The 25,379-nt window shown below is 56.9% G+C and carries 21 protein-coding genes; 14 read left to right on the top strand and 7 right to left on the bottom strand.

Features of this window, described 5'->3' with window-relative positions:
- The first annotated feature begins 7 nt into the window (after window positions 1–7).
- Window positions 8–634, top strand: coding sequence for a hypothetical protein (locus AC2Q8J_RS08385; protein ID WP_424142914.1), 627 nt, complete (start codon window positions 8–10; stop codon window positions 632–634).
- Here AC2Q8J_RS08385 and AC2Q8J_RS08390 read toward each other — a convergent pair.
- Window positions 596–1,171 (bottom strand): NUDIX hydrolase, encoded by a 576-nt coding sequence (locus AC2Q8J_RS08390; RefSeq protein WP_204997405.1) that lies wholly within the window; start codon window positions 1,169–1,171, stop codon window positions 596–598. The two genes, AC2Q8J_RS08385 and AC2Q8J_RS08390, sit on opposite strands and share 39 nt — an antisense overlap.
- Before the next feature lie 60 nt (window positions 1,172–1,231).
- Window positions 1,232–2,386, bottom strand: coding sequence for a pyridoxal phosphate-dependent aminotransferase (locus tag AC2Q8J_RS08395; protein WP_424142917.1), 1,155 nt, complete (start codon window positions 2,384–2,386; stop codon window positions 1,232–1,234).
- A 200-nt stretch (window positions 2,387–2,586) separates the two neighbouring features.
- Between AC2Q8J_RS08395 and dksA the strand changes: the two genes are divergently transcribed.
- The 13 genes from dksA to acs all read left to right on the top strand — a co-directional run bounded on the left by dksA (window position 2,587) and on the right by acs (window position 18,490).
- Entirely contained in the window at window positions 2,587–3,024 is a 438-nt protein-coding gene (gene dksA / locus AC2Q8J_RS08400) for an RNA polymerase-binding protein DksA (protein WP_027873037.1), read from the top strand.
- Between the two features lie 39 nt (window positions 3,025–3,063).
- Window positions 3,064–3,933, top strand: coding sequence for a tRNA glutamyl-Q(34) synthetase GluQRS (gene gluQRS / locus AC2Q8J_RS08405; protein WP_486451053.1), 870 nt, complete (start codon window positions 3,064–3,066; stop codon window positions 3,931–3,933).
- A gap of 68 nt (window positions 3,934–4,001) precedes the next feature.
- On the top strand, window positions 4,002–4,175 hold the full coding sequence (locus AC2Q8J_RS08410; protein WP_486451054.1) for a hypothetical protein: 174 nt from the start codon (window positions 4,002–4,004) through the stop codon (window positions 4,173–4,175).
- Entirely contained in the window at window positions 4,168–7,158 is a 2,991-nt protein-coding gene (locus AC2Q8J_RS08415) for a sodium:solute symporter family transporter (RefSeq protein WP_486451055.1), read from the top strand. The genes AC2Q8J_RS08410 and AC2Q8J_RS08415 overlap by 8 nt, the downstream gene beginning before the upstream one ends.
- A gap of 72 nt (window positions 7,159–7,230) precedes the next feature.
- Window positions 7,231–8,664, top strand: a complete 1,434-nt coding sequence (locus AC2Q8J_RS08420) for a sigma-54-dependent transcriptional regulator (RefSeq protein ID WP_486451056.1) — start codon at window positions 7,231–7,233, stop codon at window positions 8,662–8,664.
- A 359-nt stretch (window positions 8,665–9,023) separates the two neighbouring features.
- Window positions 9,024–10,412: a polynucleotide adenylyltransferase PcnB gene (gene pcnB, locus AC2Q8J_RS08425; protein WP_204997388.1), complete on the top strand. Its 1,389-nt coding sequence runs from the start codon at window positions 9,024–9,026 to the stop codon at window positions 10,410–10,412.
- Entirely contained in the window at window positions 10,409–10,915 is a 507-nt protein-coding gene (folK, locus tag AC2Q8J_RS08430; RefSeq protein ID WP_424145203.1) for a 2-amino-4-hydroxy-6-hydroxymethyldihydropteridine diphosphokinase, read from the top strand. Before pcnB ends, folK begins: the two co-directional genes overlap by 4 nt.
- Complete coding sequence (locus AC2Q8J_RS08435) at window positions 10,905–11,570, top strand: deoxynucleoside kinase (protein WP_424145202.1); 666 nt, start codon at window positions 10,905–10,907, stop codon at window positions 11,568–11,570. The genes folK and AC2Q8J_RS08435 overlap by 11 nt, the downstream gene beginning before the upstream one ends.
- 18 nt (window positions 11,571–11,588) lie before the next feature.
- Window positions 11,589–12,380, top strand: coding sequence for a 3-methyl-2-oxobutanoate hydroxymethyltransferase (panB, locus tag AC2Q8J_RS08440; protein ID WP_486451057.1), 792 nt, complete (start codon window positions 11,589–11,591; stop codon window positions 12,378–12,380).
- Between the two features lie 268 nt (window positions 12,381–12,648).
- Window positions 12,649–13,533: a pantoate--beta-alanine ligase gene (gene panC, locus AC2Q8J_RS08445; RefSeq protein WP_027873043.1), complete on the top strand. Its 885-nt coding sequence runs from the start codon at window positions 12,649–12,651 to the stop codon at window positions 13,531–13,533.
- 35 nt (window positions 13,534–13,568) lie between these two features.
- A complete protein-coding gene (panD, locus tag AC2Q8J_RS08450; RefSeq protein ID WP_027873044.1) occupies window positions 13,569–13,949 on the top strand; it encodes an aspartate 1-decarboxylase in 381 nt (126 codons plus the stop codon).
- A 252-nt stretch (window positions 13,950–14,201) separates the two neighbouring features.
- A complete protein-coding gene (locus AC2Q8J_RS08455; RefSeq protein ID WP_486451058.1) occupies window positions 14,202–16,361 on the top strand; it encodes an FAD-binding protein in 2,160 nt (719 codons plus the stop codon).
- Between the two features lie 191 nt (window positions 16,362–16,552).
- Complete coding sequence (gene acs, locus AC2Q8J_RS08460) at window positions 16,553–18,490, top strand: acetate--CoA ligase (protein ID WP_486451059.1); 1,938 nt, start codon at window positions 16,553–16,555, stop codon at window positions 18,488–18,490.
- Window positions 18,491–18,557: 67 nt separating this feature from the next.
- On the opposite strand, the gene AC2Q8J_RS08465 is transcribed toward acs, so the two are convergent.
- The 5 genes from AC2Q8J_RS08465 to AC2Q8J_RS08485 form a co-directional block, all read right to left on the bottom strand.
- The gene (locus tag AC2Q8J_RS08465) at window positions 18,558–20,351 is read right to left on the bottom strand and encodes an acyl-CoA dehydrogenase C-terminal domain-containing protein (protein WP_372879797.1); all 1,794 of its coding nucleotides are present in this window, start codon (window positions 20,349–20,351) and stop codon (window positions 18,558–18,560) included.
- Between the two features lie 126 nt (window positions 20,352–20,477).
- The gene (locus AC2Q8J_RS08470; RefSeq protein WP_486451060.1) at window positions 20,478–22,229 is read right to left on the bottom strand and encodes an alpha-amylase family glycosyl hydrolase; all 1,752 of its coding nucleotides are present in this window, start codon (window positions 22,227–22,229) and stop codon (window positions 20,478–20,480) included.
- Window positions 22,226–23,449 (bottom strand): glycosyltransferase family protein, encoded by a 1,224-nt coding sequence (locus AC2Q8J_RS08475; protein ID WP_372879799.1) that lies wholly within the window; start codon window positions 23,447–23,449, stop codon window positions 22,226–22,228. Before AC2Q8J_RS08475 ends, AC2Q8J_RS08470 begins: the two co-directional genes overlap by 4 nt.
- A gap of 95 nt (window positions 23,450–23,544) precedes the next feature.
- A complete protein-coding gene (locus AC2Q8J_RS08480) occupies window positions 23,545–24,372 on the bottom strand; it encodes an HAD-IIB family hydrolase (protein WP_372879800.1) in 828 nt (275 codons plus the stop codon).
- Window positions 24,369–25,259, bottom strand: coding sequence for a phosphoribulokinase (locus AC2Q8J_RS08485; protein ID WP_372879801.1), 891 nt, complete (start codon window positions 25,257–25,259; stop codon window positions 24,369–24,371). The genes AC2Q8J_RS08480 and AC2Q8J_RS08485 overlap by 4 nt, the downstream gene beginning before the upstream one ends.
- Window positions 25,260–25,379 lie beyond the last annotated feature (120 nt).

Genomic DNA, 25,379 nt, shown 5'->3' on the forward strand with positions numbered 1-25,379 from the left:
CGACAACATGCTCAGATTATTCGGCCCACTGCTACTCTCATTGCTAAGCCCATCAGTCCTCGCCTGCGACTGCCTGTGGCAGGGCCCCTTCAAAGCCGTATACGACAACGCCGACCTGCTAGCGCATGTGCGTGTTGAGGCCACCAAAGGCAATAGCGCCGACCTCAGGTTATTAGAGACCCTATCCGGAAAAGAGTACCGTGAGAACATTCGCTTGTGGGCAGACACTGGTGAACTCTGCCGCCCGGAAATCGACCAGTTCAGCGAGGGCAGCGAGTGGGTAATTGCGGCGCAGCGCATCGACACCCCGCCCGAAGATGGCTTTAACCCCTTCAAGCCCAACATCAGTTTTGGCCGTCGAGGTGATTACTTTTTGTCCAACTGCGGCGTGTATTGGCTCCCGGTCAAAGGCGGACGCGTCAGTGGCAACATATTAACGGCAACCCGTTGGCAGTACCTCGACCCCAAAAAAACGCCAGTCATCATGCCCTTGTTTTACCAGTGGCTAAATGGCGAAGTCAGCGACGCCACGCTAAACGAAGCCGTTCGTCCGCAGCCAGCCTCTCGCCAACTGCTTAACGATACAAAAATATTCCTATGGCAGCTTGAGCGGGAGCGGAGCGAGACCGAGTAACTCGTCCAGCATCGCCAGGGACATTCCCCATATCCGCCGACCACCATAAAAGTAGCAGGGTAAATTCAACGCCAGCTTTCCCCTGCGCCACTCCATTCGCTCGCGGTTACTGTGGTCCATTAAAAATGCCAGCGGCACCCATACTGCTTCGGCCACTTCGTGATTGGGGGTAATACCCACCGGCGTATGCAAGCGGTAAACGTAGGGCGAAACCACCATTGGCCGGCGCCCGGAGTGAGGCCTGCTGACCAAATCCGACAATCGGCCAATGCAATGACCGGCCTTTTCCAAATCGACACCCAGTTCTTCCAAGGTTTCGCGCTCTGCAGTGCGAATGCCCGTTATGTCATCTGGATCCATGCGCCCACCGGGAAAACCCATGTGACCGGACCAGGGGTCGCCCTCCCTTTCGGCCCGCTTTATCATCAAAACCTCTAACTCATCAGCATGCTCGCGAAGCACAAGCGCCACCGCCGAGCGCTTAACCCAACGACGCCACCAGCGGCGGCGCGGGCGCGATGCGCTGAGTGCCGACATGAGATGTTTCAGGGTTAATTTGCTGCCTTTCACCGTTTTCAGCCTCGCGTTTCCCAGAACTTAGCCATAAAGGCGTTGCAAGCGATCTACCGCTTTTTCCAGTTGCGCCATACTGGTGGTATAGGCAAACCTAACATGCTTCTCTGCACCGTAACGGCCGAAGTCTGCCCCCGGTGTTATTGCAATGCCGTGCTCCTCGAGTAATTCCAGGCAAAATTGCTGGCTGTCCTCGGCAAACCGGTCAATGCCCGCGTAAAGGTAGAACGCCCCAGCGGGACAATGTGGAATCGAAAAACCGAGGTCGCGCAGCGCTGGGTACAAGAAGTCGCGGCGACGGGCAAACTCGTCTCGACGCGCATCCAGAATCACTCTGCTTTCAGGGGCAAACGCTGCCAAAGCGCCGTACTGCCCCATCGTCGACATGGAAATAAATAAATTCTGCGCGAGCTTCTCTAAATGAGGCACTGCCCACTCCGGCGCCACCAGCCAGCCCAGCCGCCAGCCGGTCATACCAAAGTATTTTGAGAAACTGTTGATCACAAAGGCCTCGTCGGTAATCGACAGGACACTCGGTGCCGCCTCGCCAAAACTCAGGCCATGATAAATTTCATCAACAACGAGGTGGCCGTTGCGCTGTTTGCAGAGCGTGTGCAGATCGCGCAATTGGCTGGCGCTCAGTATCTCGCCACTCGGGTTGGCGGGCGAGGCCACCATCACCCCGCAGGTATTGGGGCGCCAGTGCTGCTCGGCAAGTTGCGCATCGAGCTGATAACGCTGCTCGGGACCAACCGGCACCAATTGACCCTCACCCTCGACCAAGCGCAGGAAGTGACGATTACAGGGGTAGCCTGGATCGGTCATCAACATTCCCTCACCAGGATTGACCAGCAGGCCCGCCAGCAACATCAGCGCTCCGCTCGCGCCCGGCGTGATCATGATGCGCTGCGGATCGATATCCAATCCGTAGTCACTGCGGTAATAGTCAGACAGTGCCTGGCGCAGCTGAGGAATTCCCGCAGCGGGACTGTATTGAGTCTCGCCACGCGCCAACGCCTGCTGCGCAGCGACAACAATGGGCTCTGCCGTTGTGAAGTCAGGCTCACCGGCCGCCATGTGAACAATATCCTCACCGGCCTGCTGCAGGGCCTTGGCGCGAGTGAGAACCTCTACAACACGAAACGGTTCAATATCAGCGAGACGATCCGCGAAACGCATTACCACAACGACCTCCAGTCCGTTTTTCAGCCCCCTAGTGTAACAGCGCCCCTCACCCACCGGCAGCGCTACATTGCTTTCTGCGCGTTTTTCTGTAGCACCAACTACACTTATCTGGTAGTTTTGCCGGTTTGGCGGCACAGCGTCGCGCGCACATCCGCGGTCTGCGGTTAACGGCTTGTTAATAAAGAGGGCCAAGCATGCCTGCAAAGGACACAGCACAAGAAAGCCTTAAGTCATTTGTTCCCTACGTCCCCAAAAAGGGCGAGGAATACATGAACGAGGCGCAAAAAGATCATTTCCGTAAAATCCTGTTCAGCTGGAAGGCCGAACTGATGGAGGAAGTTGATCGCACGGTAACTCACATGAAAGACGAGGCGGCGAACTTCCCCGACCCCGCCGACCGCGCCACCCAAGAAGAAGAGTTCAGCCTGGAACTTCGCACCCGTGATCGCGAGCGCAAGCTGATCAAAAAGATCGACGCCACGCTCGACCTTATTGATGAAGACGACTACGGTTTCTGTGATACCTGCGGTATTGAAATCGGCATTAAACGTCTAGAGGCACGCCCAACGGCGACACTGTGCATTGATTGCAAAACCCTGGACGAAATTAAAGAGCGCCAGGAGCGCGGTTAAACGACAGGGCGGCCACCGCCGCCCCATAAGTCTCTGTGTATGGCCCACTCCCACGCTGGCTATGTCGGCCGCTTTGCACCTTCGCCCACCGGCCCCCTGCATTTCGGCTCACTGTGTAGTGCGCTGGCAAGCTATTTAGATGCCCGCGCTCACAACGGCCACTGGCTGCTACGTATAGAGAACCTAGACCCTCCTCGCGAACAAGCCGGCGCCGACCACGCCATTATCGAGTCGTTAAAAGCCCATCGACTGCTCTGGGATGGCGAAGTACTCTGGCAAAGCGATCGCCTGAGAGCCTACCAAGATGCACTGAACCAACTCCTGACAGCCGAACACGCCTTCCTTTGCAGTTGCTCGCGCGCCCAGCTGGCAAGCCGTAACGGCATTCATCTCGGTAGCTGCATTGCCCCCCTGGACCGCAACGACGCGGCCGTCAGGCTGCGCACAAACCACCAAACCTATACCATTGAGGACCGACTGCTAGGCCCACAGCAACATCGCGTCGAGGACGGCGGCGATGTAGTGCTCAAGCGCCGCGATGGTCTGTTCGCCTACCAACTTGCCGTCGTCGTGGACGATGCCTACAGCGGCATTACCGATGTCGTTCGCGGCAGCGACCTGCTCAGCTCCACGGCTTGGCAATGGTTGCTGCAAGAGCGCCTGAACTACGCGCACCCAAGGTACCTCCACCTCCCCCTGCTCACCGACGACAAAGGGGACAAACTCAGCAAACGCAGCCACGCCCCGGCGCTAGACAACAGCTGCGCTGAGGACAATATTCGCACTGCGTTGCGCTACCTGGGGCAGCCATCGCCGCCACCACTAGGGAGCCTTGATGCAGTGCTAACGTGGGCGGCTCAGCATTGGTCTGCCAGTGCGATTCCCCACAGCGATATCGTCGTGCGCTAACACAGGCTTTGCAGTTTGCCGATGCGGCAGTAATAATTCGCACCATTACCTCTGCACACGGCTCACTCATGCGCTTACAAGCCCCACTACTATTGCTGCTCTGTTTCATGGTGGTGTTCACCCCCACGCTGAACCACTGGATATACAGCGGCGGGCAGGCCTGGTACCGACTGCATTTACTGTGGCTGGCCGTTATTATTTTTGTTTTCCTGGCCAACTATCGGCGCAAGCGCGATGTTTGAACCCAATGTTCTGCTGCTCTGCGCGCTCGCCTATCTGCTCACTTTGTTTGCCATCGCTTATGCCAGTGAGCATCGCTGGCTGCCGAGCAAGTTAATTGATCACCCTGCGGTCTATGTTTTGTCGCTCGGCGTCTACGCCAGCGCTTTCGCTTTTTACGGCGTAACGGGTATGGCCAAGGCCTATGGCCTGGGTTACCTGAATTATTACCTTGGCATTTCAGCTGCACTGTTTTTGTTACCGATCGTTATTACCCCGCTGTATCACATCTGCAAAAACTACCAGCTGCATTCGCTGGCCGACTTGTTGAGCTTCCGCTATCGCAGCCAGTGGGTAGGCTCTTTAACAACTGTTTTCTGCAGCATCGCCATGTGGCCGCTGCTGGCGATGCAAATTCAAACAGTCTCCGATGCCACGCTACTACTTACGCCCTCAGCATCGGAGACTGACAGCAGCACGTTCAGGCACCTGTCTGCATTTATGTTCTGCCTGATCATTAGCCTGTTTACCATCCTCTTTGGTTCTCGCAATTTATCCTCGCGCGATAGCCACCAGGGGTTAGTCGTCGCACTGGCATTCGAGTCGCTGGTTAAACTTGTCGCTTTTCTTTGCCTGGGCGCTGCAGCGATATTTGGCATATTCGGCGGCTTCAGCGACATGCAGAATTGGTTGCAAACTCAGCCTGAATTAATTGAAAAATTACGAGATGCCAGCCAGCGAGAAAATGCCCGCATGATGCTGGTGCTGTTCTTCTCGGCATCGCTGTGCATGCCACATGTCTTCCACATGCTCTTCGCGGAAAACCCCAGTGGCAAAAAACTCTACGGCGCAGGCTGGGGCCTCCCCCTTTATTTATTGCTTATCAGCCTGCCCGTACTGCCACTTTTGTGGGCAAGCACGGCAATTGGCGGCGGGGAAAGTAGCGGCGACTATGCCGCGCTGCACGTGCTGAGCGCGCTTGATAGCCCTTTACTTACATTGCTTGTATTCATTGGCGGGATCTCCGCGGCCAGCGGCGCAATTATTGTCGCCACCCTGGCAACCGCCTCCATGAACCTCAACCACATTGTCCTGCCGCTACACAGCCCCCAGCGCCGCCCAGGCGATATTTATCGCCAATTGCTCTGGTCGCGACAGCTGCTGATATTCACCACTATCATGCTGGGCTACTTGCTATACGTCCTTATCCCTGAGCGGCAAGTGCTCAGCTCACTGGCCGTCATTTCCATCGCCGGTTGCGCGCAGTTTCTACCCGGTTTGCTGGCGGTCATGTACTGGCCCTCTGCAAACAGAAACGGCTTTATCGCCGGACTGCTTACCGGCTTCTCTGTCTGGCTACTCGGCCTGCTGATACCAGCATTTGGCCTGGAGACACCCGCGCTAATCCTTGCCCTGCCAGGCATCGACCCCAACCGAGGCCCGCAGTGGATGGAGATCGCCACACTCTCACTCGGGCTAAATGCCTTTGTAATGATCCTCGTCTCACTATTAAGCGAAACCTCCAAAGAAGAGCAAAGCGCCGCAGAAGCCTGCGCTATTGACGACTTAAACCGCCCCGGCCGCCAGGCACTGACGCTCAAGAGCGCTCACGAGATGCGCCACCGCCTTACCGAGTCGCTCGGCAGCGCCGTCGCAAAGGAAGAGCTGGATCGGGCTCTGGAGGAACTCCAACTCGACGACAATGAGACCCGCCCTTACGCCCTGCGACGTATTCGCGACCGCATAGAGGTCAACCTCTCTGCGTTACTCGGCCCGACGATCGCCCGCAGGGTCATCGACCGCAGCCTGCCTTATGCCAGCAATTTGATGGGCGAGGGCGAAGACATCAATTACATCGAAGATCGCTTAGAGCATTATCAGGCCCACCTCACGGGGCTGGCCGCCGACCTCGACGCCCTGCGGCGGTACCACCGCCAAACCCTCGAAGATTTACCCACAGGCGTCTGCGCCTTGGCCGCCGATCAGGAAATCCTGCTGTGGAATAAAAGCATGGTGACCATCACCGGCGTGGCCAGCGGCGATATCACCGGGTCCAGCCTCAGCGGGCTCCCCGCCGAGTGGCAAACCTTGCTGCGAGATTTCAGCGCGAGCAAAGACCAACACTGGAGCAAGGCAGGCATTGTTGTCGACGGCGCGCCCCGCTGGCTAAATCTCCACAAAACGGATTCCGAGCTGCCCGGGCGCGACGAGCTGATTATCGTCGTTGAAGACATCACTGACACCCAGCTGCTGGAAAAAGAACTCGGACACCAGGAGCGACTAGCCTCTATCGGCCGACTGGCCGCTGGCGTTGCTCATGAAATCGGCAACCCGGTCACCGGTATCGCCAGCCTGGCCCAGAACCTGCGCTATGAAACCGACGACCCCCTACTACTGGAAAGCGCCGAACAAATCGTCAAGCAGACCCAGCGCATTAGCAGCATTGTGCAAAGCCTGGTCAACTTCGCGCACAATGGCCGCGAACACCCAACGCGAGCGAAAGAGGCGGTTGCGATACGCAGCTGCATCGCCGAGGCCATTCAGCTACTCGAGCTCGATCGCGCCGCCGAGCAGGTCCGCTTCGTGAATCAATGCCCCACTGACCTCGACGTCGCCGGCGACCAGCAACGGCTAATGCAGGTATTTATTAATTTGCTCACCAACGCCCGGGATGCCAGCCCCGGCGGCGGCCAGGTGACTATCGATGCCAATGCAGACGACCACCGTCCCTGGGCACATATTCGAATCAGCGACCAGGGCAGCGGCATCGATGCAGATTTGATCGAGCAGATATTCGAGCCATTCTTTACCACAAAAGAACCTGGCAAAGGCACCGGACTAGGCCTTGCTCTGGTCTATCGAATCATCGATGACCTCGGCGGCGAAATCAGCGTAGAAAGCCCCTATAACGACGGCGCTGAGCGCGGCACCCGCTTCCATATCCGGCTGCCTCTGGCCTGTCACCTCAGCGGCGACTGCGCTCCCCCAACACCCTCTGAAAAGTAGAAATATCGAGCCGGACGCGTTATGTTGTTCGGCTGAACTCAGGCAAGCAAATGTAGCGATGGAGTCCTCAATATGCCTCGTATTTTGATCGTTGAAGACGAAGATGTCATTCGCCTTGCGCTGCGGCGCCTGCTTGAACGCAACGACTATCGGGTAGACGAGGCCGGTTCGGTTCAAGAGGCCCTGGAGCGCTTCGACCTCAATAGTTACCAGCTACTGATCAGCGACCTGCGGCTGCCCGGCGCACCGGGCACGGAGCTGATTAGCAAAACCGAGCGCCCGGTTCTTATCATGACCAGCTACGCCAGCCTGAAGTCCGCCGTCGACTCGATGAAACAGGGGGCTATTGACTATATTGCCAAACCCTTTGACCACGATGAAATGCTGGAAACCGTCGCGCGCATCATTGCCGATAACGCCAGCAACCCGCCGCCGATGCCTGGCCAGCAAAAAGCTCTGCAGGCAGACACCAGCGGCATGATCGGTAGCTGCAAACCCATGCAGCAATTATATGAATACATCAACCGCGTAGCCCCCACCGACACAACCGTACTGGTACATGGTGAAACCGGTACCGGTAAAGAGCTGGTGGCCAGAGCCATTCACAGCCAAAGCACCCGCGCAAGCAAACCCATCGTTTGCGTGAACTGCGCAGCAATACCTGAGACTTTAATTGAGTCAGAACTTTTCGGGTACGAGAAAGGTGCCTTTACCGGGGCGAACGCCAATCGCATCGGCCTTATCGAAGCCGCGGATGGCGGCACGCTCTTCCTCGACGAAATTGGCGAGCTGCCACTGGAAGCGCAAGCGCGCCTGCTGCGCTTCATTCAGGAAGACGAAATCCGCCGCATCGGTTCCGTGGAGTCAAACAAAGTCGATGTACGGCTGATTTGTGCCACGCACCGCGACCTCAAAGACATGGCCCACAATGGCCGCTTCCGCGAGGATTTATATTACCGCATCAATGTGATGAAGCTGGAACTCCCACCTCTTCGCGAGCGCGGCAAGGATATCCTGGAAATCGCGGAAACACTGCTTAGCCGGCGCTGCGAGGCACTGGGGCGGGGGCCACTCAAATTCAGCCCCAAAGCCATCCAAGCAATTACCACCTACGTCTGGCCCGGCAATATTCGCGAGCTGGAAAACGCTGTGGAGCGCGCGGTGATTCTCTGCGAAGGCGATGAGATCGACAACGAGCTATTGGATATCGATCTGGAGCTGGTAGACATCAGCCAAATTCGCGGCCGCAAACCCGAGCGCAATCGCAGCAGCAATAATCTGGGAAGCGATCGCAAAGACAGCCGCCCCAGCAGAGTACGAAGCCCGGATCCCGCGGAAGACCTGTCACTCGAAGATTACTTCCAACGCTTTGTACTGGAACATCAGGACAGTATGAGCGAAACAGAGCTCGCACAGAAACTCGGTGTTAGCCGAAAGTGCCTGTGGGAAAGAAGACAACGCTTGGGCATTCCGCGCAAGAAGAGCTCGCGCTCCAGCAGCAACTGACACCGTTACCCAAACCAGCTACGCGTAACAAACACCGTTTACTAAGGTAACAACCGGCCATAAAAACCACGTCGCCGCCAACCCCAAAAAAACACAACTCATTGATTTACATATAAAATAAAAAGTTGGCACAGGCAGTGCATTTATAAGCGACAAAGAAGAATAACAAATACAATAAAAATAATAAGAACGCGGAAAAATAAAAATAATAGACGTAGTAAAAAGACCTGGGTGGGGAAGACATTGTTTTCCCCTTCTTCATTTCTGGCCCCTCGAAACCTTTCCCCTTCCAAAAAGCGCCTTCAGCTCTGCTTGTGCTAGAATACTCGCTTTGCCCTTCCAGGCTGACATCGAGAGCAATGAGCGCAAACACCGTTTCAGGACTTTGGAAAAAACTCGCTGGCAAACTAAGCCGTTCCAACAAAGGTTCGCATAGCCCGACTATTATCCCCCGCGACGACCACGGCGTGTCGCGCAGCATGATCAGCGACAGCGCCTTAAAGGTTATTCACCGCCTCAACCAATCGGGACACGAGGCCTACCTAGTAGGCGGCGGCGTCCGCGACATTCTGCTGGGCGGCGACCCCAAAGACTTTGACGTCGCCACCGACGCCACCCCCGAGCAAGTAAGGGGCTTATTCCGCAACAGTCGCATCATTGGCCGGCGCTTTCGCATAGTCCACGTCCGCTTTGGGCGCGAAGTTATCGAGGTGACCACCTTTCGTGGCAGCCACGATGCTCCGACTTCGCAGAGCAGCCCGAAAGGCAAACACTCTGCACGCAATGAAGCCGGCATGCTGCTGCGGGATAATGTCTATGGCAGCATCGATGAAGATGCCATGCGCCGCGACCTCAGCATTAACGCGCTGTACTACTCCAGCCGGGACTTCGCCATCTACGACTTCGTCGGCGGCATCGAAGATTTGGAACGCAGACTGATACGCGTAATCGGCGACCCCGAAACACGCTATCGAGAAGACCCTGTGCGCATGCTGCGCGTTGTGCGCTTTGCCGCCAAGCTAGACTTCGACATTGAAGCTGCAACAGAGGCGCCCTTGCGGGAACTCGCGCCACTGCTTGGCGATATCGCCGCCGCCCGTATGTTTGACGAGGTGCTAAAACTATTCATGGGTGGCCGCGCTCTGCAAACGTATGCCCTGATGCAGCGCTACGGGCTATTCGCCCCACTATTCCCTGCCACTCAGCGCTTGCTTGATGAAGAGTGCCCGGAAACGCAAGAACTCATCCATCAGGGCCTGGCAAATACCGACGCGCGCATTGCCGCAGGCAAGCCAGTCACCCCGGCCTTCCTTTACGCGGTACTGTTATGGCCAGTCGTGAAGAAGCTGCATAAAGAGGTGCTGGAGGATGGCGTCCCGCCGATTCCGGCCCTTCATCAAGCCGCCGAGCGCTGCCTCCACAAGCAGCAGCAACGCATTGCTATTCCCAAGCGCTTCTCGCTGCCTATGCGCGACATTTGGGAGCTACAGCTGCGCTTTGAGCGCCAGTCTGGCAAACGCGCCTCGCAATTAGTCGAGCATCGCTATTTCCGCGCCGGTTACGATTTCCTGCTATTGCGTGAGCAATCCGGCGAGGTCAGCGAGCAGCTCAGCCAGTGGTGGCAAGCATTCTATGAGGCGCAGCCAACAACTCGCAGCGATATGCAGAAGCACACCAACGACGCCGCCGAGCGGGAGCGCAACCGCCGCCCCAGGCGTCGACGCAGAGGTCCGCGCAAGCCATCATGATTCGCTGTTATATAGGCCTGGGCAGCAATCAGGCCTCTCCGCTCGCACAAATTTACGGCGCCCTGAACGCACTGCGGCGGCTGCCGGGCAGCCGCTTAGTGGAGAGTTCACGGTTCTATGGCAGTCGCGCTATCGGCCCTGGCGAACAGCCCGACTACATCAATGCCGTCGCCGCGCTAGACACCGCGCTCTCCCCTGAAGACCTGCTCGCCGCCCTGCAACGCATTGAGCATCAGCATGGTCGCAAACGTGATGTACGCTGGGGGGCGCGCACACTAGACCTGGACATTCTGCTGTACGGCGAACAACACATAGACAATAGCACGCTGCAGATCCCGCATCCGCGCATGCCCATGCGCCCCTTTGTGCTCGCCCCACTGGCAGACCTGTCTGAGGAGCTTGCCCGGCAACACAGCCAGCTCAACGCGCCGGCCGACCATTGGGTAGGCAGCGAAGAACTCTGGCTTATAGGCACTGAAGAACTGTCGCAATATGCAGAATAGACCGCTGTTCAAGTCCGACGTACCACCACGCCATATCGCTATAGAAGGCCCGATTGGTGTGGGTAAAAGCACACTGATGCGGCGCCTTGCTGAATCATTAGGCTACGCAACCCTCGAAGAGAAGGCGGACGAGAACCCCTTTCTGGAGCGCTTTTACAGCAATCGCCAGCACGCCGCTCTCGCCACACAGCTGTTTTTTCTGTTTCAGCGCGCCCAGCAGCTCAGCGATCTGCAACAAAGCGACCTCTTTGCTCAGGGCTACGTCGCCGACTTCCTCTTTCAAAAAGATCCGCTATTTGCACAACTCACCTTAGACGCCAACGAACTTGAGCTGTACCAAAAGGTTTACCAACAACTTGCCGTCGACCTGCCACCGGCCGATCTTGTGATTTACCTACAAGCGCCGAGCAAGGTACTCAAGGATCGCATCCAGCAGCGCGGCGTTCGCTTTGAGCGCAATATCGACAGCCATTACCTGGAGCAGGTAAACGAGGCGTACAGCGAATATTTTCTTCATTACAGCGCCTCGCCACTCTTGATCGTGAACGCAGAAGATATAGACTTCGCCCACAACGACCGCGATTATCAGCAACTACTCGACTATTTGCTGGAAATTCCCAGCGGCCGCCATTACTTTAACCCCACCTTCTTCTGAGTCTCCGCGAGGCCCACTATGAGCAAAATCAGCATCCCCAGCCTGATGCAGAAAAAACAGCGTGGCGAGAAATTTGCCGTTGTCACCTGCTACGACGCCAGTTTTGCCCGCCTGGTGGAGAAAGCCGAGATTGAAGTCATTCTTGTTGGCGACTCCTTGGGAATGGTCCTGCAAGGCCACGACTCCACCATCCCCGTGACCGTCGATGACATGGCCTACCATACCGCCTGCGTGGCCCGCGGCTGCTCAGCACCACTCATCATCGCCGACCTGCCGTTCGCCAGCTACCACAGCACTCAGCAATGCCTCGACAATGCAACGCAACTGATGCGTGCCGGCGCACAGATGGTCAAATTAGAGGGCGGAGACTGGCTCTGCGACGACATCCGCCTGCTAAGTCGTGCAGGCATTCCGGTTTGCGGACACCTTGGGCTTACGCCTCAGTCGGTGAATGTGCTCGGTGGATACCGCGTACAGGGGCGCGACGATGACCAGGCCCAGCGCATCATCAACGATGCAAAAGCACTAGAAGCTGCCGGCACCGCAATGCTGGTGCTGGAATGCGTACCCCGCCAACTGGCCAAACAAATCAGCCAAGCCCTTGCCATCCCCGTTATCGGCATTGGCGCCGGCGCTGACACCGACGCGCAAGTACTGGTGCTGCATGACCTGCTTGGCATCACCGAGAAAACCGCCCGTTTTGTCCGCAACTTTGCCCAGGACAGCTCCAGCATCGAACACGCCCTGCAGCGCTATCGCAGCGCAGTACTTGATGGCAGCTTTCCCGCCGCCGAACACGGTTTTGACTAAGCGGCTGAAATCCCTGAAACTGTTACCCAGCGAAACACTTTTGAGCGGTAACAATGCCATGAATTTTTTGTTACCAAGGCATTGAACGGCCATTGCTCTTGGGGCATACTTGCCCGCCACCGTAGAACTGGTCAGTTTGTGACCAATGTAAGCAGTGTAAACGCACCGCGGTGGAAAGGTCGCCAGCCCGCAGAATCAGCGGACTGACTTCACAGCAAACTGCCTTTACGCAAAGCGCGTAAAGATCGAGATTGGGAAGTTAGGTGGTATGAAAACATACAGCACAACCGCAGCGCTCAGGGCAGCACTTTCCGCCGCTCGCCGCGCAGGTAAAACTGTTGCCTTCGTTCCCACTATGGGTAATCTGCACGAAGGCCACTTATCGCTGGTGAGACGCGCGGCCCGCGAGGCCGATGTCGTTGTCGTGAGTATTTTTGTCAACCCGCTGCAGTTTTCCGCTAGCGAGGATCTCGGCAATTACCCGCGCACCCTGGCGGCTGACAAAGAGAAACTGTTCGCTGAAGGCGTCCAGTTCCTGTTCCAACCTCAGGTGGAAGAAATCTACCCAGAAGGCATGGAGCAGCACACCAAAGTTTCCGTTCCCGCCGTGTCGGAACAGCACTGCGGAGCCAGTCGCCCAGGCCACTTCACCGGTGTGGCGACTATTGTGAACAAACTGTTCAATATGGTTCAGCCAGACACTGCGGTGTTTGGTGAAAAAGACTTTCAGCAGTTGAGCGTGATCCGCAAGATGGTTAAGGATCTCTGCATGCCCATCAACATTATTGGTGTGGCAACTGCCCGAGCTGAAGACGGCCTGGCACTGAGTTCGCGCAACGGCTACCTAGACGATAGCCAGCGCAATACCGCGCCCCTGCTGCACCGGGTGCTGCAAGAAATGCGCGAAGCCATCGCCTGCGGCTACGACAGCTACAGCGACCTTGAACTCTACGCCAAACTGGCGCTCAAGGACGGCGGCTTTGAACCCGATTATGTAAATATTTGTGATGCCCGCAGCCTAGAGCAGGTTCGCCCGGACACAGAAGAAGTTGTTATACTAGCCGCCGCTAAGCTCGGCTCGACGCGGCTTATCGACAACGTCACCCTGACCCTGAATCCCAGTGCCGACTGGGGCATGCTGGCGGCTAACTAAGCCCCGGCCGAGACCGAAGAGAAAGGAACAGCGTTATGCAGTCCGTTATGCTGAAAGCCAAACTCCATAAAGCTCGCGTGACCCATGCGGTATTAAACTACGAGGGCTCGTGCGCCATAGATGGCAAACTGCTGGACATGTCTGGCATTCGTGAGTTTGAACAGATTCAAATCTACAACGTCACCAATGGTGAACGCTTCACGACCTACGCCATTCGCGGTGAAGATAACAGTGGCATCATCTCCATTAACGGTGCAGCCGCCCACAAGGCCGGCGTCGGTGACACTATTATTATCTGCGCGTACGCGAGCTATACCGAAGCGGAACTGCTTAACTTCAAGCCGCGCCTGATTTATATGAACGAAGACAATACCGTGAGCCACTCGAGCAACGCCATCCCTGTACAGGTTGCGTAAACTCGCTCACAGACTTCCTTAAAAGGCCCCTGATGGGGCCTTTTTTATTGCCAATTTATAGACTTGCTCACATTTCGCGAGGCTGAGACATGGCCTTGCCCCCCTACCTCGTTACTATTTGCCAGCACCTGCCGGGGCCGAGCGCCTGCGGCAGCATAACAACAATAACAACGGCAGCACCGCGCGCCATCGCAGTGATCCATTCGCTGTATGCGGCTGCGCCTTGCCTCCAATACAAAAATAAGGAAATCTATGAAGCACTTTCTTAGCAGTCGCTTGCCTGATCTGCGCCGCTGCGCGGCAGCCTGCGCTATGGTGACTGCCAGCATGTCAGCACAAGCACTGAACTTAGGCGCTCTATTCGGCGGCGGCAGCGAAACACTACCGCTCCCCCGAGCGGTTAGCTTTACCTATACCGCAGGTGAGCAGCTTATTCCCGACAAACTCACCGCGGAGGGGATTGAGTTGACCCCCGCCGCTAACGGGGAGACCCTTACGCACTACCGGCTGTACTGGGCAGATACGCAAGGCAACAAAATCCTCAGCCTACCGCTGCTCGGCACACCCGCCCTGATTACCGAGCTCCCCGCCGAGAGCGGCGAACTCAACTATCGGTTTGACGAAGACACCATTGTGCCCATTCAAGCTTTCTCGGTGCTCGCCTGCTCGGTGGGAGCAAATGGGGAATACTGTGGCGGCAGCGCTGAGGACAAGGTCGTCTATCGTTTCCGGGATAGCGATCTGCCTGGCCTACTGACCGAGCTCCCTCTTTTAGTTGGCGATATCGGCGGGCTTGCCACATGCCCTAGCCTGGAGATCGCCGCCAGCTGCGGCAACCAGATGTGCGACGCGCTCGAGACCGCCGACAACTGTCCCGCCGACTGCGGAGATTGGCAGCTCGCCTCTTACAACTACCAAACCCTGTGCGACGACATTGAAACACTGCACACACCCAGTAGCGTTGACGAGGTAAAGCAACTGGTGAGTGCAGCTGCCGCGGCTGGGAAACGCGTGAAGGTCACAGGCAAAGCCCATTCCGCGACCGATGTAATGTGCACCGACGGCGTGTTAATCAGCACCGCACAGCTCACGATGCACAACCCCAATATGGGCATACAACTGGAGACCTTTGAAGGCGTCGACGTTGTCAACGTGCCCGCGGGCACGCTGATGTGGGATCTCTCGGAATGGCTGCATCCTCGCGGCAAGTCCATTGGCTACACCCACCTGGGTTACGCATTTCCCACTGTGGCAGGGCACATTGCAACCAGTTCACACGGCAGCTCTCCCAAGCATCGCACCGTGCTTTCCCACAGCGTGGTCAGCATGGACGTCGTGACCGCAGACGGGCAGTTGCGACACTTCTCTCGCGGCACAACGAATAAAGACGAATGGAAAGCCCTGACCGCCAACCTCGGCTACCTCGGCGTTGTCACCCGTCTGAGAATCGAGGTGCAAGACACTAAAAACCTTCACGTCAAAGTCACCTACCACGATGACGACTACTTGTTTAACAACGGCCCCGACTCAGCCTGGGAGAACATTAAGCAGTGTGATTTCGGCCAGTACAACTGGTATCCCGGTGTTGGCAAGGTCGTGCGAACCTGCGGCAAAGAAACAACCGCCGCCGCCGAGCCCGGCGCCCAGAATCGCCTATTGAACCCCTCCGTGCCCGCGCAGATTTTCCCCTTCTTCAAACAGGCCATGCACACCGCCGCGTGTAACCCTGGCGGGTATCTCGACGGGGTAATGGAGCGATTCCGCTATCTGCAGTTTGTGAATCAACCGCCCTTCACCAAAGAGCAAGACGGAAAAACGGTATTCAGCGCCGATGTTATTGGCCCCCAACACCGAATGATTACCAGCCCCCTGGTCGACGGCCAAGACGGCTTCTTCCAAATGGACTGGGAAGTCGCGGTTCCTCGCGCCAATGCTGCCGCCGCCATGGAATATATCAACCGCTTCCTGCACGGCCAGAACCGCAAGAACCTTGACGTTCGGCTTCCTCTTGTCGGCGTCTTCACTCGATACGCAAAAAGTGAAGACCACACTCTCATGGCCTACACAGGCACCGGCGGCCCATTTGAAGACAACAGCCATGTCGTCCACATTGAGATGCCGATCTACGTGCCGGCCGGTTTCAGCGACGCAGAGCTGGAAACGTATATGGCACCCTTTGTGGAGTATGTCACGGTATTGATTGAAGACTTCGGCGCTCGAGCCCACTGGGCAAAGAATCGTGAATGGGCCTTCGACCTGCAACGTGAACTCGGCGTTTACGACTACGGCAAACGCCTCAGCCGCTTTAATAAAGTGCTGGCAAAATTGGACCCCAATGGGGTTTTCGCCAATGAATACGCCAAGCGCATCGGGCTTGAATACCCCAACTTCGACTACCCCGAACACTGGTAGCTCGCGCACAGGGCCTTCGGGCCCTTTTGCCCCACCATCCGCCCATTCGAGCGGAAATATCGCTAAAAAACCCCCTTCGACTTTAGTCTATTTGGGCTTCAACGGCGTGTTATCAGCAGGTATGCTCAACGCATCGGTCGCTGCCTAATGGATTCCGGCAGCCACAATAAATGCAATAAACAGGATGCGCCATGACGACTTTTACTCCCCATTCCGTACCCGAAGCCTTTGCCCGTGATGCGCATATTGATCGCGATCGCTACGAAGAAATGTATCGGCAATCCATCGACGACCCAGACACCTTCTGGGCGCAACAAGCCAGTGAAATGCTGAGCTGGGACACGCCTTGGAACAATATCTGTGAGTACGATTTCCCCAAGGGAGAAGCCAGCTGGTTTGACGGTGGCAAGCTGAATGTGAGTTATAACTGCATCGACCGGCACCTGGAAAGCCGCGGCGAACAAACGGCGATTATCTGGGAGGGCGACGACCCCAGCGACAGCGCTCATATCAGCTACCGCGAACTGCACATCGCGGTGTGCAAACTCGCCAACGTGCTGAAAGCACGCGGCGTGACGAAGGGCGATCGAGTATGCATTTACATGCCGATGATTCCCGAGGCGGCGTACGCCATGCTGGCCTGCGCCCGCATCGGCGCCGTGCACTCAGTGGTATTCGGCGGGTTCTCCCCCGAGGCACTGAAAGACCGCATTCAAAACGCCGAATGCAAAATGCTGATCACCGCTGATGAGGGTGTTCGCGGCGGCAAGGCAATTCCCTTGAAAGAGAATGCCGACAAAGCCCTCGCCGACTGCCCCACCGTCGGCAGCTGTATTGTGGTGCGCCGCACTGGCGCCGATGTCAGCTGGCAGGAAGGCCGCGACGTTTGCTACGAAGAAGCCACCCAGGCGGCAAGCGCCGAATGTGCCCCTGAGGCCGTCGAGAGCGAAGCGCCTCTATTTATCCTCTACACCTCCGGCTCAACCGGCAAACCCAAAGGTGTGCTGCACACCAGCGCTGGCTATCTGTTGCAGTCAGCCATGAGCCACAAGTACGTGTTTGACTACAAAGACGGCGAGGTCTACTGGTGTACCGCCGACGTCGGCTGGGTAACCGGACATAGCTATATCGTATACGGCCCACTGGCTAATGGCGCGACCACGCTACTCTTTGAAGGCGTGCCCACTTACCCCGATGCCTCGCGCTTTTGGCAGGTCATCGACAAGCATAATGTCAGTATTTTCTACACCGCACCCACAGCAATTCGTGCACTCATGGGGGCAGGCGATGAATTTGTGGAGCGCAGCTCGCGCAGTAGTCTGCGACTGCTGGGCACCGTCGGTGAGCCGATCAACCCAGAGGCCTGGGAGTGGTACTACCGCGTTGTTGGCGACAAACGTTGCCCGATCGTAGACACGTGGTGGCAAACAGAAACCGGCGCGCATATGCTCACCCCCCTGCCCGGCGCCACCGACATGAAACCGGGAGCAGCCACCAAGCCCTTCTTTGGCGTTGAGCCCGCACTGCTGGACACCGAAGGCAAGGAAATTGAGGGCCCCGGTGAGGGGCTGCTGGTAATCAAACGCTCCTGGCCTAGCCAAATTCGCAGCGTCTACGGCGACCATCAACGGATGATCGACACCTACTTTAGCGCCTACCCCGGCTACTATTTCACCGGTGACGGCGCGCGCCGCGATGAAGACGGTGACTACTGGATTACCGGCCGCGTCGATGATGTGCTGAATATCTCCGGCCACCGCATGGGTACCGCCGAGGTTGAAAGCGCGCTGGTACTGCACGATAAGGTCGCCGAAGCGGCGGTGGTCGGCTACCCCCACGATGTGAAGGGCCAGGGTATCTATGCCTACGTCACGCTAATGCATGACGTAGAAGGCAGCGAGGAACTGGTTAAAGAACTCACCGCGCTCTGCGTGCAGGAAATCGGCCCCATCGCAAAACCGGACCTGGTTCAGTGGGCTCCGGGGCTACCCAAGACCCGCTCCGGCAAAATTATGCGGCGCATCTTGCGCAAGGTTGCCGCCAATGAGCTGGAGAACCTCGGCGACACCTCAACACTGGCCGACCCCTCGGTTGTCGACCAGCTGATCGACCAGCGGCTCAACCGCTAACACCATAAGCTGAAACAAAAACGGAGCCATAAGGCTCCGTTTTTTATTGCTGGCAGACAGCGTTGTCTCAGTAGACAAACTCATCTTCGCTAACATCCATCAACGCGTCAGCCCCCGCTAGCATAGCCGCCTTGTGGGTTGCGGTGCGCGGCAGCAGGCGCTGGAAGTAGAAGCGCGCCGTTTTAACCTTACCTCGGTACAGGCCGTTGTCTTCACCGGCATCCAATTTCTGCTGGGCCACCTCGGCCATTTGCGCCCAAATGTAGGCAAATGCGACATAACCGGAGTACATCAGGTAATCCACCGACGCCGCGCCGACTTCGTCAGCATTGTTCATCGCTTTTTCACCCACCGCCATGGTGAGCTCGCCCCACTCTTTGTTCAGCGCCGCCAGCGGTTCAACAAATTCAGTCATCGCACTGTTGTCTTTGTGAGACTCGCAGTACTTGTGAATGATTTTGGTAAAGTGACGCAGCACTTCGCCACCGCTACCCATTACCTTGCGACCAATCAAGTCCAGCGACTGAATACCAGTGGTTCCTTCGTACACCGTTGAGATGCGGTTATCACGTGCGATGCGCTCCATGCCGTGCTCACTGATGTAGCCGTGACCACCAAATACCTGCATGCCGAGGTAGGTAACTTCCTGGGCCGTTTCCGTACAGAATGCCTTAGCAATGGGTGTCAGTAACTCCAACAACTTGCCCGCGTGTGCCTGCTGCTCTTCATCGCCGTGCTTGGTTAAATCCACCTGTTGAGCCAACCAGTAGATGAACGCGCGCTGGCCTTCCACAAAGGCCTTCTGAGTAAGCAGCATACGGCGCACATCGGGGTGGACGATAATCGGATCGGCGGGGCCATCTGGGTTCTTCGGCCCTGTTAACGAGCGCATCTGCAAACGCTCGCGGGCATAATCCATCGCGCCCTGATAGGCGATCTCACCCATGGCCAGCCCTTGCAGGGCTGTTCCCAAACGGGCGGAGTTCATCAGCTTGAACATAATTTCCAAGCCGCGATTCTCTTCGCCCAACAACACCGCCCGCGCGCCGTCGTAGTTCATTACACAGGTCGCCGAGGCTTTCAAACCCATTTTCTTTTCAATGGAGCCACAATTGATGTTGTTGAAGTCGCCCATTGAGCCGTCTTCATTCACCCAGTATTTCGGCGCGATAAACAGTGACACACCCTTGGTGCCCTCCGGCGCCCCGTCAACACGCGCCAAAATGGCGTGAATGATGTTGTCGGTCATATCCTGCTCGCCACCCGAGATAAAGATCTTGGTGCCCTGCAGGGTGTAGGTGCCATCGTCATTCTTGGTGGCCTTTGTGCGCAGCAGGCCGACGTCGGAGCCGCAGTGCGCCTCGGTCAGGCACATTGTGCCTGCCCACTCGCCGCTCAGCAGTTTGGGGAGATAGCGCTGTTTTTGCTCCTCAGTGCCGCCGTTAAGCAGGCAGGTAACGGGAGCCAATGCGAGGCCGCCGTACATACTGAATGCCCAGCTCGGGGCGCCGACCATTTCACCGATCACCGTGCCAAGCGACGAAGGCAAGCCCTGACCACCGTCTTCAGCAGGTACACCCAAGGCCTGCCAGCCGCCTTCGCCCCACTGGCGAAAGGCTTCCTTGAAACCATCTGGCGTAGAGACCTTACCATCAACGAATTTACAGCCCTGCTCATCACCAGTAGCGGCAATGGGGTTGACGACGTTCTCTGCGAACTTGGCCCCTTCGCTAATGATCGCATCCATCAGGTCACTGCTAAGCTGCTCACAGCCCTGCAGACCAGCATAGTGTTGTTCACTATTAAGGAAGTCATTCAAGACAAAATCGATATCACGCAGGGGAGCTTTATAATCGGCCATCACGAACCTCGTGGTGCATAATCTATTGGACAAAACGAGGCCGAAGCATAGCAGATACGCCCAAACGGTTGAGTAACATTGGGGGTCAATACAAGAACAGTTCGTGCGCCTAGCGGCCGACCACCCTTACTCGGCTTCCGCCGCCAGCCAGCAGTACGCATAGGGCGGCAGCATTAGGTCGCCGCGCTCGGCGCCAATCTCCGCACCGCTGAGCAATTCCCGCCAGCGCAAACCAGCATCGAGATTCAGCTCGGCAAGGGGCAGTCGCTGCATGTCCGCACTGAGGTTGTAGATTGCCAGTAAGGTTTGCTCTGCGCCCTCAACAACGCTCTCTCGGCGCAGGCCAAACAGGGCGCTGCCCAAGTGAAGCGGGTACTGGGCAGCATTGGGGTGAAACGCCGGTTGCTGAGCGCGCCGACGAATCATCGCTTTAAGGGTATCGAATATCCGCCGGTGATGACTGCCCTCCGCCAGCGCGCTGGCGAGCTCGTCAGCCTGCCACTGATGACGATTAATCGCTCGGTTGTGATTGCTGTGCGCAACCCGCTGCTCGTCGTTTGGCGTCGCCAATAGGCTGTGAATATAAAACGCGGGTATGCCCTGCAAGGCCAGCATCAAAGCGTGAGCGCAGAGAAAACGCGCCTCTTGGAAGCCATCCTCGCCCGCGCCCTGGCGCTGGCGCATCGCATCGAACAAGCTAATGTTAATCTCGTAGGGGCGGCTGGCACCACTACCCAAGGCGCGCCACGACACCCGGCCACCGCTGCGCTGCATCAGCGCCACCAGGTCATCAATTTCGGCATCGCTCAACAAGCCCTCGGCCGGGCGCAAGCCAATGCCGTCGTGAGAGGCAATAAAGTTGAAGTAACTGGTGCCGTCCTGCGCCGCTGGCATTCCCATCATCCAGTTAGTCAGCGCGGCGCTGTCACCGCTGACCAGTGCATTGAGCAGCAGTGGCGGCAATGAGAAGTTGTATACCAGATGCGCTTCATTGGCGTTGCCAAAGTAGGCCAAATTTTCTCGCAGCGGGATATTCGTCTCTGTAATCAGAATGGCATCTGGCGCGGCGTGCTCAACCAAGCTGCGAAACAGCCTGACAATTTCGTGGGTCTGGCTCAAATTTAGGCAGCTGCCACCGACCTCCTTCCACAGAAAGGCAACCGCATCTAGACGAAAAATTTTTACCCCCTGATCCAGGTAATGCCGAATAATGCGCACGAACTCCAGCAGCACCTCGGGGTTGCGAAAATTGAGGTCGACCTGGTCGTGGCTGAAAGTGCACCAGACATGGCGCTTACCGTCGAGCGTTTGCACCTCCGCCAGCAAATCGCTGGTTCGCGGCCTGACCACCGCAGACAGGTCCCATTGCGGGTCGCCCTCTACGAAGTAGTCCTTTCCCGGGTGGCGGCGCTGCTTATAATTTTCAAACCACTGACTGCGGCTGGAGCAATGATTGACGACCAAGTCAGCCATGAGATCGAAGTCGCGAGCAATGGCGCTCACGTCCTGCCACTCACCCAGCGCCGGGTTCACCTCAACGTAGTTGATAACCGAAAAGCCGTCATCGGAACTCCAGGGATAGAACGGCAAGATATGCACACCACTGATCACCCCACGGCATTCGCTGCGCAAGAAATCGTGTAAGGTATGCAGCGGCCATTCCCCCTCTTTGAGCAGAGAATCGCCGTAGGCAATCATTAAACAGTCGCGCTCGTCCCACAGGTTCTTGTGTGGCTCAGGCATAAAACAGCGCTGATTGAGGTCCATCAGCGCGATCATTTTTTCTACGAGCTCGTCAGCATTTTCAGCGGGGTAGATATGCTCGACATGCGCATAGAGCTTGTCTTTCAAGTGCTGCTGGGCGTCGCTACCTGTCATTGGCTGTACTCGGCCATATCAGCGTCGACCGCCGCCAGCAGTTCGCCGGGAAGTCGCGGCTCAGCGCTACACACGCGGTTCCAGCTGGGAATGAAGGGCGTCTCCATCGGGTTGTCGAGAAAATCATTGCCCGCTTTAACAATATTGCCGGCAAACAACTCCACCGCCTCTTCCTCTCGGTGAAGATCCAGGTCCAGGCCATTCATCACGGCGTCATTGCGATAGCTCTCGACAAAGTCCAAGGCCACGCGAAAATACGTTGCTTTGATGGAGCGGAAGGTCTCGCTGTTAAACACCACGCCGGTAGTCGCCAACTTACGAAAAATCGCCTTGGATATATCGATAGACATTTTCGACAAGCCACCGGCGTCGTTATCGGCAGACAGTGATTGATGCTTGTGATCGTAGGCATCCGCGATGTCTGCCTGACAGAGGCGGTTCGTCGAGTAATTGCGGTACATCTCCGACAGCACGCCGATCTCCAGCCCCCAGTCGCTGGGAATACGCAGATCATTGAGCACATCTCGTCGCATGGAGAACTCACCGGACAAGGGGTAGCGATAGCTATCCAAATACTCCAAGTAATCCAGATCACCAAAAATCTTTTTGAGTGAGCGAATCAAGGGAGTCACCAACAGGCGACTGACCCGTCCATTCATCCTGCCGTCGGCAACCCTCGCATAGAAACCCTTACAAAACTCGTAGTTGAAAGCGGGGTTGGCAACCGGATAAAACAACTGTGCAAGCAGGCGTCGATCGTAGGTCAAAATATCGCAGTCATGCAGCGCGATCGCCTCACTGTCGCCCGACGCCAATATGTAACCGAGGCAATACCAAACGTTTCGCCCCTTGCCCGCCTCTAGCGGCGCCAGCCCGCGCCCTTGCAGTTTGGCATCCAGGGCGCGCAGGCGCGGCCCATCATTCCATAACACTCGGTGACGCTGAGGAAGGCGGCTGAAAAAGGCCAAGGCGTGGCGGTACTGCGCCTCATCCGCTTGGTCTAAGCCGATCACCACCTCGTTGATGTAGGGAACTTTGGCGATTTCATCAATGATATTCGCCAGTGCCGGCCCCTCAAGCTCGGAGAACAGCGATGGCAACACCAGCGCCATCGGCCGATGTTGCGCGAATTGGCTGAGCTCTGTCTCAAGGGCCTCAATGGGGCGATCAACCAGGTTATGCAATGTGGTGATGATGCCGTTTTGATAAAAATCTGCCATGGGGTTTCCCTGTCGTTATTGTCCGTCTGTGCATGCCGCCTCGCTGCCCCAGCATTGTCGAGGTGGCGACCAGACGCCCGATTACCTATACATTACTAGGCATTTTCCGTGCCGTTTCTAGCGTTGTCGCCCAACAGCGCTAATACAGCGCTATTCCACCCCTCAGGGCCTACAGCATCGGTTAATTGTAGGCGCCCCCTCGGCGCAGGAACCGGCGGTGGCTCATTGGCATGGGAGCGAATCAACACCGCCTCATCCGCCAGCGCGAGCATGGGCACATCGTTCCCGCCGTCACCCAAGGCAATGGTGCGAGGGGCCTGGCAGCCCTCGACCAGACGAGGCGCCAGCCAGAGCATGGCCTGCCCCTTGTCGCAGTGGTCGCTGATATGAATAAATCGTCCGCCACGCTGAGCTCGGAGCCCCTCCGCCGTTAACCGTCGCTCAAAGCACTGCCAGCTCGCGTTGTCGCCCTGCCAGACAATCGGCTCGGAGTATTCCCGCTGCAAAGCTGCCTCTGCTTCATTTTGGGTCAAACCGGTTTCGTCGCACAATTCTGGTGCGCTCATATCCGCAAAGCCGCGAAAGCGAAACCCCTCCTCCGCTCGCCACTGGTGCAAGCGTGGAAGGAAGCACTCTCGACAGCGGGCCAACTGCTTTACTCGCCCCCAGCGACACTCGCGCAAGCCGTCCGGCCCATTCTCCGGGTAAATCACCGCCGCGCCATTCTCAACAATGTAGGGATAACGATTGTTCAGCTGTTGGCGAAGCACTGACATCTCGGCGGCCGTTTTGCTGCTATTCAATATCCAGGGGATGTTGCGCAACGCCAGCAACGCCAGCGCTTGCGCGGCCGCCGCAAACGAGTAGCTGTCGTGGTCGAGTAGGCTGCCATCTAAGTCGGTAAACACAACGCTGGGCTTCACGAACCTGCCTCCCGGTACTGTAATGCTCGCACTCGGCGCTGAGCGTCAAGCACCATGCAGGCATCGGCCTGCGCCGGCAGCACGGCAATGGCATGCCGCGTTATGCGCTCGTAATGGCTGATAAACCGATGTATCTGCGCGGCGCTCATAAACTGTGCGTTGGGGTCATTCGCTCGCCGAGCCATTAGCTTTTTTTCCTGTTCACTGCGCCAGTGTGCCACACAGTCAAAGCTCGGCGCCTGCAGCATCAATAAATAATCGAGCTCAGCAAACAGCGGTTGATAAACCGCTTGCAACTGCTCATTCACCCAGCGGCGCCAGTTTCCCGAGGCATCTTCGCCATGCTCAAGGGCGTTAATCGGGTCACGTAATTCGGCATCCCGCTGAGGGGGCACCCCCAGGCACCAGCCTTCGAAAATCACCACATCGACACCGCTCACCTGAGGCCATTCGACTGAGGGAAAGGCGCGATCCCGCGCTTTATCAAATCGCGGCAACGAGCACGCCTGGCCTGCCCGGAGCGCGGACAAGGTGCGACGAGCCAAGGCAACATCATGCGTGCCAGGCACGCCTCGGGTAGCGAGTAAGGGGTGAACCTGCTGCGCCAATTGTTCGCGCTGTTCAGGGGAGAGGTAGAAGTCATCCAAAGAGATAGCCGCCACGCGAAGGCCACAACACTCACTCAAATACCATTGATAAAAGGCCGTTAACGTGGATTTACCACTGCCTTGCGCGCCGTGAATACCCAGCACGCGAACACCCTCGGTCGGGGCTGCCAGATACCCCTGAATAAAGGGCAGAAAATACTCATGGATTTGCTGGGAATACCTGGCCGGCAACGACTCACGCTGCAAAAACGCTGCGATACCAAGTTCTAATTGAGACACTCAATGCTTCTCCTTGAATTCTTATAAGCATAATAGCCACCAATAAAAGCGGCCGCTCAAGGTAAACAAGCAGGTTTCTTGCCAGCAACAGGGTGAAACGCGGGGGAAAATACGAAAGTG

Source organism: Spongiibacter sp. C9W (genome assembly GCF_057370015.1).